Consider the following 9,926-nt stretch of genomic DNA (forward strand, 5'->3'; position numbering starts at 1 on the left):
CAAACCAGGCCACCATATCGTCCCAAAAGCCGGCAATGTTAACTAAGATGATTGGCTTTTCGTAATATCCTAGCTTGGTCCAGGACATCACTTGGCCCAATTCTTCTAAGGTACCCATGCCGCCAGGCAAAAAGACGAATGCATCCGCTTGATCAAACATCATCCGTTTGCGGGTATCCATGTCAGGAACGTCAATGTGGGTCATTTGTAACTCATGACCGGCTTCTTCTGGTAGAAAACTACTAGGCCGAATACCGGTCACGTCGGCCCCGGCGTTAATCGCATTAACAGCGACTTCGCCCATTAAACCGCTTTTAGAACCGCCATAGACTAATGACCAGCCATGTTCGGCGATACCGTGCCCCATGGCTGCGGCCGCTTCATGGAATTCTTCTAGATGACCGTATTGAGCGCCCATAAAAACGCCGATTGTATGTGTTGTCATGTCATACTCCCCCAAGTACTTTGCTTTTATAATTAGTGCCTTTATCTTACAATGGTTTATAGACTAAAACTTTGAAGATTATCAGGATGTCTGACACCTGAAGATAGAAAGAGGTTCACATGGCTGAACATTATTACACGGCGAACCCAAGTGTTGCGCACGACGAGCACACTTGGGCATTCCCGCTTTTTGAACATTCCTTAACGTTTACGACTGACGCAGGTGTCTTTTCTAAGTCTACCGTAGATTTCGGGACACGAACAATGCTAGAAGCGTTTGATCAAGATATTCCAGCTGGCAAAATTTTGGATTTGGGTGCTGGTTACGGCCCAGTATCGATTGCTTTGGCAACGGTGATGCCTGATCGTGAATTTGTTGCGGCTGAAATTAATGAGCGTGCCGCTGAATTGGTAAAGCGTAATGCCCAAAAGAATGGCGTGTCAGATCGTATCGACGTGGTGTTATCAGACCGTTATTCTGGGGTTGATGGTAAGTTTGCTGCGATTTTAACGAATCCACCGGTTCGAGCAGGTAAGGAAATTGTGTCAGATATGATTGCTGGGGCAAAGGATTATCTGGTTGATGGTGGTACGTTGACCGTGGTCTTGCAGAAGAAACAAGGCGCGCCATCAGCGAAGGCATTGATGACAGAAACGTTTGGTAATGCCGCAACTATCGCGAAGAACAAGGGTTACTATATTTTGGAGAGCGTATACCATGAGCGAGCTGACGCCTGAACAAGTTGATTATTTCATGGGTGAGGCCATCAAGGAAGCCAAGAAGGCCGGTGCATTAGGTGAAGTGCCGATTGGCGCGGTGGTTGTACAACACGGTGAGATTATTGGACGTGGCTTTAATTTGCGTGAACGGTTAGAAGATGCTAGTCAACACGCCGAGTTACAAGCCATCACGGAAGCAAACCGGCTGGTGAAGTCATGGCGTCTGCCTGATGCCCAATTGTTTGTCACACTAGAACCATGCATTATGTGCGCTGGTATTATTCAACAGTCGCGGATTAGTGATGTCTACTATGGTGCCGAAGATCCGAAGGCTGGCGCTGTTCACTCAATGTATCACATCTTAGAAGATGAACGTTTGAATCACCAAGTGCATGTACATCAAGGGATTCGTGAACAGGAATCTGGGGATATGTTGCGTAATTTCTTTCGCGAGATTCGTAAGCAAAAGAAGGCGGAAAAGAAAGCGCGCCGCGCGGCTGAGTTAGCTGCGCAAGAAAACCCTAATGCATTTGCAGAAAAGTAATGCACCTGCTATAATATTGTTTGTGGGGCAAGTGTGCACTTCGAACCGTGTCAGGGTCGGAAGGCAGCAGCACTAAGGAGACCGTGCATTGTGCTTCACTTCTTATGAACTTTAATCGCTAACCGATGCTAATCGGTTGGCGTTTTTTTTACTTTTTTCTGGTAATATAAGAGTAGGAAATATTCTTAGTTGACTGTCTAAATTGACAGTGTTGAAAGGGGTCACACACAATGGCGTATCAGGCGTTGTACCGGACATGGCGTCCGCAAAAATTTAGCGATATGATCGGTCAAGAAGTCGTGACCAAGACGTTGAAAAACGCTATCATGACGGGCCAAACAACGCACGCGTACTTGTTTAACGGCCCACGTGGAACGGGAAAGACATCTGCGGCCAAGATTTTTGCCAAAGCCATTAATTGTTTGAATCCAATTAATGGTGAACCCGATGGTGTTTGTGCCATGTGCCAAGCAGCGGATAATGGTACGTTGGGGGATGTTATTGAATTGGACGCCGCATCAAATAACGGTGTTGACGAAATTCGTGAGATTCGTGAAGATGTGAATTACGCCCCAACGCAAGCGAAGTACAAGGTCTACATCATTGATGAGGTCCACATGTTGTCGACAGGGGCGTTTAATGCGTTGCTGAAGACTTTGGAAGAACCACCAGCTAACGTCATTTTCATTTTAGCTACGACGGAACCACAAAAAATTCCAGCCACAATCATTTCACGTACGCAACGCTTTGATTTTAAGCGAATTGATGCGAAGGCAGCGTACGATCGTATGACGTACATCTTGGATCAACGAGGTGATACTTACGATGAAGCGGCCATTCGCGTGATTGCTAACGCTGCTGATGGTGGGATGCGTGACGCGTTGAGTATTCTAGATCAGGCGCTCTCGTTTGGGGATGGCCATGTTACGCTAGAAAATGCGTTGTTAGTGACAGGTTCAGTTACCCAAACATTATTGGGTGAGTACGTACAAGCTGTTGTGCAGCAAGACACCAAGGCGGCCTTAGCGAAGTTATCTGAAGTGTTGTCAGCTGGTAAAGATGCTAGCCGTTTTGTTGAAGATCTGATTAGCTATGCACGTGATTTGTTGTTGCATACTGAAGCGCCAGAATTAATCAGTATTGTCCCGGATGATATTTTTAAAGCATTAGCGAGTGATACACCTGCAACTGTTTGGTACCGGATGATTGATACGCTGAATGATACGCAGCAACAACTACGCTATACAAATCGACCAAGTATCTACCTGGAAGTGTTGACGGTTAAGTTAAGTCAGCCATTGCCAACAACGGCACCAGTGACTGTTGAACGCGTATCAGCAACCCAAGTTGTCGCTGAGCCAAAGCCACAGCCACAACGCCCACAAGCCGTGACACCAGCGCCAGCTCAGTCAACAACGCCAGCACCGGTTAGTGAGGCGCCAGTTTCGGATCTAACAGGTGAACCAGCAAGTATGGCACCGGAAGTTAATGAAACGCCGGTAGCTCAGCCAGTACCAAGTCGGGTAGCGCCACGTGTGAGTGATGATCAGGCAGCGGTGTTTAGCGTTTTGAGTGCCGCGACGCGCGGTGACTTAGACCGGGTGGTTGCCGTCTGGGCAGACATGGTGAATATGTTACCAGTACCGCAACAAGCGATGCTGAATGTGGCGCGTCCAATTGCGGCGTCACCAGAAGGATTGGTTGTCGGTTTTGATTTTGATGTCATCAAGTCAAACGCGATGCGTAATGCGGAGCTACTGAACACGATGGTGACACAAATTCAAAATTTGACCCAGGCACAACATGAACGCCAATTGGTCTTTGTTAATGCCGAAGAGTGGCCTAAGATGCGTGCGGCCTTTGTGGCACAACGTAAGGGCACTGCCCAAACGACAGCTACCCAACAGCAGGTTGAGACACAAACAGCCACCGCTGTGGCGGATGATTTAGCTAGCTTAACGGCGATGGACGTCGCCTCGGAAGCTGAAGTTGGACCAGCACCAGTGGTTGCGGAAGCTGAACGTCTGTTTGGTAGTGATATTGTTGAAGAAATAGATGATTAATTAAGTTAGAAAAGAGGGACCAGATATGTTTGGTGGACAAAATATGCAATCAATGATGAAGCAAGTTAAGAAGATGCAAGAGCAAATGCAAAATGAGCAAGAAGCAATTGCAGCAACGGACTATACGGGCCACGCACCTTCAGATGTTGTGTTGGCAACGTTCAACGGTAACCGCGAATTGAAGGACTTGCAAATCAACCCAGAAATTGTCGATGCTGACGATGTCGATGGTATGTCAGATATGATTTTGGTGGCTGTTAACGATGCCTTGCAACAAATCGAGGCCGACCAACAAAAGCGTTTGGGGCAATATGCCCCAAAGGGAATGTTCTAAGAGACAACGCACTTATAGAGAAAGAAGGCGTGTAACGTGCAATATCCAGAACCAATTGCTAAACTAATTGATAGTTACACTAAGTTGCCCGGGATTGGTATCAAGACCGCAACTCGCTTGGCTTTCCACACGATTGATATGCAGGAAGAAGACGTGACAGGCTTTGCCCAATCGTTGATTTCAGCAAAGCGTGATTTAAGCTTTTGCTCAATCTGTGGTAATTTAACGGAAACACAACCATGTGCCATTTGCTCTGATCCAACGCGTGATCAAAGCCAAGTGTTGGTAGTTGAAGAAGTCCGTGACTTAATGGCCATTGAAAATACGGGTGAGTACCGCGGTTTGTACCACGTACTGCACGGTGTCTTGTCACCTTTGTCTGGTAAGGGACCTGATGACATTAATATTGAGTCATTGGTTACGCGCCTACAAAAAGACGAAGACATTCAAGAAGTTATTGTGGCAACGAATGCTAACGCTGAAGGTGAAGCGACAGCCATGTACTTGTCACGTTTGTTGAAGCCAGCTGGGTTGACGGTGTCACGTTTGGCAACCGGACTATCAGTTGGTAGTGACATTGACTATGCGGATGAGATTACCTTGATCAAGGCCGTGGAAGGAAGGACGAAGCTTTAATGTTTAACTTGTTTAAGCGCCCTAAGGTGGATACGAAAGCATATGATGAACAGCTATCGCAAGCTATCGATCGTGCTAAGTTTGACTATGAAAAGGCGAAAATGTCAGAAGTTGCCATGTTTGAAAGCGATGTTGATCCACGATTGAATAAAGCTGAAACAGATAAAGCGCGACAAAAGTATTTCTTCCTCCTACGGGCAGCACGGCATCGTGATATGAAGGGGCATTGGTCAACGGCCTTTGTACACCCTGAGTTGTAGTTAGGATTGGGAAGAGGAGAAGAGTTATGAGCGATAAGACTTATTCAAACGCTGAATTTGGTGCAATCATTGCCAAGAATACGCAATGGTCAGACGCTAATGCAAAGTGGGTGAAGGAACGTTTAATTGATAATTCACGGCTATTGCCAGACCACGGTAGCAAGTGGTCTGAGAAGCGCATTGCGAATTATTTGTTTGAGTTGGCGTTCGTAAAGCCAGAGAATATTGATTGGTCAATCTAGTTGAATTGGTTGAGCAGTTTAGGTTGAATACCTAAACTGCTCTTTTTTTTGCTATAATATAGTATAAAACAAAAAGTGAGAGTGGTGACAACGATGGCTGGAACATTTATTTCGTTTGAGGGACCCGATGGAGCTGGTAAGACGTCTGTACTGCGTGCAATCGTCGCTCGGCTACAACCGGTATTGGGAGAGCGTCTGTTGTTAACGCGTGAACCTGGTGGGACGGGAAACAAAATTGCAGAGGCTATCCGTGATTTGGTGTTAGACCCGGCAAATACCGAGATGGATAAGAAGACGGAGGCATTGTTATATGCAGCGTCACGTCGGCAACACTTGGTTCAGACGATTTTACCAGCACTTGCGGCTGATAAAGTTGTGATTACGGATCGCTATGTCGACAGTTCGATTGCCTATCAAGGTGGCGGTCGCGAAATTGGTACCGATGCGGTTACGGCGATTAACGACTTTGCAATCGAAGGGATGATGCCAACGGCAACGGTATACTTAGATATCCGGCCGGAAGTCGGTCTCAATCGCATTCAAACGACTCGTCAAGACGAAGTGAATCGTTTGGATGTAGAGGCGTTATCATTCCACCAACGGGTTTCTGAAGCTTACCATGCGCTAGCAGCGAAGGATCCAGAACGCTTTTTGATAATTGATGCAGAACAAAATCTAGATGCGGTGATTGCTGACACATGGGCAGCATTAGCACCGGTACTCGGTTTAAAGGACTAGGAGGTTCGGCTTATGAAGATGGTTATCGCGATTGTGCAAGATAAAGATGCGAACAAGTTAGGATTAGAATTTGTTAAGGCCAATGTGCGTGCCACGCGTTTGGCAACTTCAGGTGGCTTCCTCCGTTCAGGAAACACAACGTTTATGGTCGGAATTGAAGATGACCGTGTGGCTGAGGTGTTAGAGATTATCAAAGAGACGTCACACACGCGTAAGCAATTTATGACGCCAGCGGTTAGTTTGGATGTTTCAATGGAGTCAACGGCCACAACGCCGATGGAAGTTCAAGTTGGTGGGGCTACGGTGTTTGTTCAAGATATTGAACAATTCCACCGCTTCTAAGGAGTGCAGATGGACGCCAAAGAATTAATTGCACAGGCAAATGCGCAACAACCGCAATTAATTGCGCAATTCAAACAGGCGGTGGCAAGTGACCAACTTGCCCACGCCTTTTTGTTTACTGGACCACGTGGCCGTGGCCAAGGGCTAGTAGCGGATTGGCTAGCAATGCGCCTGATGTGTCGTAACGTGACGGCGGATGGTCAACCAGATGGGATGTGTGATCAATGCCAACGCATTGCGTCTAATGAACACCCGGATGTGATTCAATTAGCGCCTGATGGCAATAGTATCAAAGTCGATCAAGTCCGCTTCTTGCGGGATGAGTTTACCAAGACCGCGGTTGAAGGTAACCAAAAAGTCTTTATCGTCGCAGGCGCTGATACGATGACAAGCAGCGCAGCGAACGGGTTATTGAAGTTTATCGAGGAACCAGTTGGGCAACAAACAGCGATTTTGATTGCTGAAAATCGCGCACAAATTTTGCCGACGGTTGTGTCACGTACCCAGGTAGTTGATTTTCCAGCATTAGGGCCCGAACAGATGCAGGCATCATTAATGGCGGTCGGTTTCAATGCAACCCAGGCTGAGTTAGTCCGGACGCTCACTGACAGTAGCGAGGTGGCAGCTGAATGGTTGGTTGATGATTGGTTTCAACAAGCTGAGCAGGCCGTGGGTAACCTGGTGACAGCGACACTCAAGAAAGACGATACTGCCTTTACAATGGTGCAAACGAATTTGGTGCCGTTAGCTGGTGAACCAGATCGGGCACGCGTCTTGCTCGCGATGATGGCGCAAGCTTGGCGTGACATTCTACTGAGCCGAACGGGTGATGTACCAGTGCGTTTTTCAGCTGGTAGTACCTGGCAACGTGACGGCCAACGCTATACGACGGCCACGTTGTTAGCCGTCCTTGATATCGTCTTAGCTGCACCACAACGATTACAAAAGAACATTAATTTCCAAACAACGGTTGAATCAACGGTTTTGGAAAGTCAATTTAAGTTAGCAGGTTTATCATGAATCAACAAAAGAGTTTTGCCACACATACCACGGGTACGCTGTATCTAGTACCAACGCCCATTGGAAATCTGGGTGACATGACCGTGCGTTCAATTGACACGTTGAAAGCGGTCGCGGTGATTGCGGCCGAAGATACCCGTCATACGCAACAATTGTTGAATCAATTTGATATTCAAACCAAACAAGTGTCGTTCCATGAACACAATAAGGAGACGCGTATTCCAGAATTGGTGGCGCGTTTGGCCGCTGGTGAGGATGTTGCGCAGGTTTCTGATGCCGGGATGCCATCTATTTCTGATCCGGGACACGAATTGGTTAAGGCAGCGGTGGCCCAAAATATTCCGGTTGTACCGTTGCCAGGAGCGAGTGCAGGTATTACGGCGTTGATTGCCTCAGGCCTTGCACCGCAACCGTTCATGTTTTATGGCTTTCTAGCTCGCAAGCCAAAGGAACAACTAGCGGAACTACAGAATCTTAATAGCCATACGGAAACGATGATTTTTTATGAAGCACCGCATCGTTTGCCCAAAACGCTGCAAACAATTGTGAAGGCGTTTGGTCCCGAACGTCAGGTTGTTTTAGCGCGTGAGCTAACGAAGCGCTACGAGGAATTCTTGCGTGGTACAGCGCAAGAGTTGGCGGATTGGGCAAACGAAAATGAAGTGCGAGGGGAATTTGTGATGATGGTGTCGGGAAATGATAACCCGGTTACCGAAGCAGATGATGACCCACTCGCCGATATGACACCAGTGCAAGCGGTCCGTGCTCTGGTTGAATCAGGCATGAAAGCCACGGCGGCTGTGAAGCAAATTGCTAAGGCCCGTGACTTGGACCGACAAGCCTTGTACTTGGAATACCAAGGAGAAATTTAGAACAATGGCAGAAATTTACAGTATGCAACACCAAGTGCTGTACTACGAAGCAGATGTAACAGGTAAGTTGAGCTTACCAATGATTTTTAATCTAGCTGTCCTGAGCTCAACCCAACAAAGCGTTGATCTTGAGGTGGGACCGGATTTTGTCCACGCGCAAGGAATTGGTTGGATTATTCTACAGCACATGGTTGAAATTAATCGCCGACCAAAAATCGGTGAGAATTTAACGTTGCAAACATTGGCTAAGGAGTTTAACCCCTTCTTTGCCAAGCGTATGTACCGCATTCTTGATGAAGCGGGTAATGTGCTCGTTGAAATTGATGCGTTGTATGCCATGATTGATATGGAACGTCGCCGCATGGCCCGTATTCCGCAAGAAATGGTGGATGCTTATGAACCGGAACGGGTGAAGAAGATTCCACGTCAACCAGAGCCACAACATATGATTGCTGATATTCCAGTGGATGTGACGCAAGAATATGTGGTGCGCTATTTGGATATCGATTCAAACCAACACGTGAATAATTCAAAGTACTTTGACTGGATTCAAGACGTGTTGGATCACGATTTTGTGAAGACTCATGAACCCAAGCGCTTGAACATTAAGTACGAGCACGAAGTTTTGCTGGGTGACACGATTAAGTCAGAAGCCCAAACGTTGGAAGATGCCACGATTCACCGCATTTGGTCAGGGGATACCTTGTCAGCCGAAGCGGCAATCGAATGGACGGACGCTGAAAATTAAGCTAAACTAAGAAGTAATAAATCATTTAGGAGATACAAACATGGCCATTTTGGTACTTGGTGGAGCCGGTTACATCGGTTCACACATGGTTGATACGTTGTTGTCAGATGGACGTGACGTGGTGGTTGTCGACAACTTGTTGACAGGTCACCGCGCTGCGGTTCCTGCAGGAGTTCCTTTTTACGAAGTAGATATTCGTGATAAGGCAGCTTTGCGTGAGGTTTTTGAAAAGGAAAATATTGAACAAGTTGTGCACTTTGCCGCTTCTTCAATTGTCCCAGAATCAATGGCTGATCCGCTAAAGTACTTCGATAACAACACGGCTGGAATGATTGCTTTGTTGGAAGTAATGTTGGAGTTTGACGTGAAGCAAATTGTCTTCTCATCAACGGCTGCAACTTACGGTATTCCTGAAGAAAACCCAATTAAGGAAACGACGCCACAAAACCCAATCAACCCATATGGTGAGTCAAAGCTTCAAATGGAGCACATCATGAAGTGGGCTGATGATGCTTATGGTTTGAAGTGGGTTGCTTTGCGTTACTTCAATGTTGCGGGTGCTAAGGCTGATGGTTCAATTGGTGAAGATCACCCAGTTGAGACGCACTTGGTGCCAATTATCTTGCAAACGGCTTTGGGTCAACGTGAGAAGATTATGATGTTTGGGGATGACTACAACACACCAGACGGTTTCAATGTGCGTGACTATGTGCACGTTATGGATTTGGCTAACGCGCACGTTTTGGCTTTGGATTACTTGGCAAAGGGTAACGAGTCAAACCAATTTAACTTGGGTTCAGCCAATGGTTTCTCAGTAAAGCAAATGGTTGAAGCAGCACGCGAAGCAACGGGTAAGGAAATTCCTGCCGAAGTTGGTCCACGTCGTGCCGGAGACCCAGATTCATTGGTGGCTTCTTCAGCTAAGGCCCGTGAAGTGTTGGGCTGGGTGCCAAAGTACGATGA

At 47.0% G+C, this 9,926-nt stretch carries 14 protein-coding genes and 1 other RNA gene; 14 read left to right on the plus strand and 1 reads right to left on the minus strand.

What is annotated here, in order from left to right; genetic code table 11:
* On the minus strand, nt 1-445 hold a 445-nt coding region (locus WEIDD23_RS02845; RefSeq protein ID WP_062358744.1), incomplete at its 3' end, for an LOG family protein.
* 119 nt (nt 446-564) lie between these two features.
* Between WEIDD23_RS02845 and WEIDD23_RS02850 the strand changes: the two genes are divergently transcribed.
* From WEIDD23_RS02850 to galE, 14 genes are all read left to right on the plus strand, one after another.
* A complete protein-coding gene (locus tag WEIDD23_RS02850) occupies nt 565-1,182 on the plus strand; it encodes a class I SAM-dependent methyltransferase (protein ID WP_010369451.1) in 618 nt (205 codons plus the stop codon).
* Entirely contained in the window at nt 1,163-1,708 is a 546-nt protein-coding gene (gene tadA / locus WEIDD23_RS02855) for a tRNA adenosine(34) deaminase TadA (protein ID WP_062358745.1), read from the plus strand. Before WEIDD23_RS02850 ends, tadA begins: the two co-directional genes overlap by 20 nt.
* A 14-nt stretch (nt 1,709-1,722) precedes the next feature.
* An RNA gene (gene ffs / locus WEIDD23_RS02860) (signal recognition particle sRNA small type) lies at nt 1,723-1,821 on the plus strand.
* A gap of 117 nt (nt 1,822-1,938) precedes the next feature.
* Nucleotides 1,939-3,771 (plus strand): DNA polymerase III subunit gamma/tau, encoded by a 1,833-nt coding sequence (dnaX, locus tag WEIDD23_RS02865; protein ID WP_010369445.1) that lies wholly within the window; start codon nt 1,939-1,941, stop codon nt 3,769-3,771.
* A 25-nt stretch (nt 3,772-3,796) separates the two neighbouring features.
* Nucleotides 3,797-4,105 carry a YbaB/EbfC family nucleoid-associated protein gene (locus WEIDD23_RS02870; RefSeq protein WP_010369442.1) on the plus strand — a complete coding sequence of 103 codons (309 nt, stop codon included), beginning with the start codon at nt 3,797-3,799 and terminating at the stop codon, nt 4,103-4,105.
* Between the two features lie 36 nt (nt 4,106-4,141).
* A complete protein-coding gene (gene recR / locus WEIDD23_RS02875) occupies nt 4,142-4,741 on the plus strand; it encodes a recombination mediator RecR (RefSeq protein WP_010369438.1) in 600 nt (199 codons plus the stop codon).
* Nucleotides 4,741-5,001, plus strand: a complete 261-nt coding sequence (locus WEIDD23_RS02880) for a YaaL family protein (RefSeq protein WP_010369435.1) — start codon at nt 4,741-4,743, stop codon at nt 4,999-5,001. Before recR ends, WEIDD23_RS02880 begins: the two co-directional genes overlap by 1 nt.
* A 26-nt stretch (nt 5,002-5,027) precedes the next feature.
* Nucleotides 5,028-5,243 (plus strand): hypothetical protein, encoded by a 216-nt coding sequence (locus WEIDD23_RS02885; RefSeq protein WP_010369432.1) that lies wholly within the window; start codon nt 5,028-5,030, stop codon nt 5,241-5,243.
* A 93-nt stretch (nt 5,244-5,336) separates the two neighbouring features.
* Nucleotides 5,337-5,981 carry a dTMP kinase gene (tmk, locus tag WEIDD23_RS02890; RefSeq protein WP_010369429.1) on the plus strand — a complete coding sequence of 215 codons (645 nt, stop codon included), beginning with the start codon at nt 5,337-5,339 and terminating at the stop codon, nt 5,979-5,981.
* A gap of 12 nt (nt 5,982-5,993) precedes the next feature.
* Nucleotides 5,994-6,323 carry a cyclic-di-AMP receptor gene (locus WEIDD23_RS02895; protein WP_010369426.1) on the plus strand — a complete coding sequence of 110 codons (330 nt, stop codon included), beginning with the start codon at nt 5,994-5,996 and terminating at the stop codon, nt 6,321-6,323.
* 9 nt (nt 6,324-6,332) lie between these two features.
* Nucleotides 6,333-7,343, plus strand: coding sequence for a DNA polymerase III subunit delta' (holB, locus tag WEIDD23_RS02900; protein ID WP_010369423.1), 1,011 nt, complete (start codon nt 6,333-6,335; stop codon nt 7,341-7,343).
* Complete coding sequence (gene rsmI, locus WEIDD23_RS02905; RefSeq protein WP_010369420.1) at nt 7,340-8,215, plus strand: 16S rRNA (cytidine(1402)-2'-O)-methyltransferase; 876 nt, start codon at nt 7,340-7,342, stop codon at nt 8,213-8,215. Before holB ends, rsmI begins: the two co-directional genes overlap by 4 nt.
* A 4-nt stretch (nt 8,216-8,219) precedes the next feature.
* Nucleotides 8,220-8,963 (plus strand): acyl-[acyl-carrier-protein] thioesterase, encoded by a 744-nt coding sequence (locus tag WEIDD23_RS02910; RefSeq protein ID WP_010369418.1) that lies wholly within the window; start codon nt 8,220-8,222, stop codon nt 8,961-8,963.
* 40 nt (nt 8,964-9,003) lie between these two features.
* On the plus strand, nt 9,004-9,926 hold a 923-nt coding region (gene galE, locus WEIDD23_RS02915; protein WP_062358746.1), incomplete at its 3' end, for a UDP-glucose 4-epimerase GalE.

Origin of the sequence: Weissella sp. DD23, from assembly GCF_001579105.1 — a bacterium.
GTDB classification, from domain to species: Bacteria; Bacillota; Bacilli; order Lactobacillales; family Lactobacillaceae; genus Weissella; species Weissella cibaria.

Excerpts from the sequence above, each read along its gene's own strand:
- WEIDD23_RS02850 (WP_010369451.1), top strand. The coding sequence starts at position 565 with ATGGCTGAACATTATTACACGGCGAACCCAAGTGTTGCGCACGACGAG.
- dnaX (WP_010369445.1), top strand. The coding sequence starts at position 1,939 with ATGGCGTATCAGGCGTTGTACCGGACATGGCGTCCGCAAAAATTTAGC.
- WEIDD23_RS02895 (WP_010369426.1), top strand. The coding sequence starts at position 5,994 with ATGAAGATGGTTATCGCGATTGTGCAAGATAAAGATGCGAACAAGTTA.
- WEIDD23_RS02880 (WP_010369435.1), top strand. The coding sequence starts at position 4,741 with ATGTTTAACTTGTTTAAGCGCCCTAAGGTGGATACGAAAGCATATGAT.
- WEIDD23_RS02910 (WP_010369418.1), top strand. The coding sequence starts at position 8,220 with ATGGCAGAAATTTACAGTATGCAACACCAAGTGCTGTACTACGAAGCA.
- WEIDD23_RS02885 (WP_010369432.1), top strand. The coding sequence starts at position 5,028 with ATGAGCGATAAGACTTATTCAAACGCTGAATTTGGTGCAATCATTGCC.
- WEIDD23_RS02870 (WP_010369442.1), top strand. The coding sequence starts at position 3,797 with ATGTTTGGTGGACAAAATATGCAATCAATGATGAAGCAAGTTAAGAAG.
- holB (WP_010369423.1), top strand. The coding sequence starts at position 6,333 with ATGGACGCCAAAGAATTAATTGCACAGGCAAATGCGCAACAACCGCAA.
- rsmI (WP_010369420.1), top strand. The coding sequence starts at position 7,340 with ATGAATCAACAAAAGAGTTTTGCCACACATACCACGGGTACGCTGTAT.
- tmk (WP_010369429.1), top strand. The coding sequence starts at position 5,337 with ATGGCTGGAACATTTATTTCGTTTGAGGGACCCGATGGAGCTGGTAAG.
- tadA (WP_062358745.1), top strand. The coding sequence starts at position 1,163 with ATGAGCGAGCTGACGCCTGAACAAGTTGATTATTTCATGGGTGAGGCC.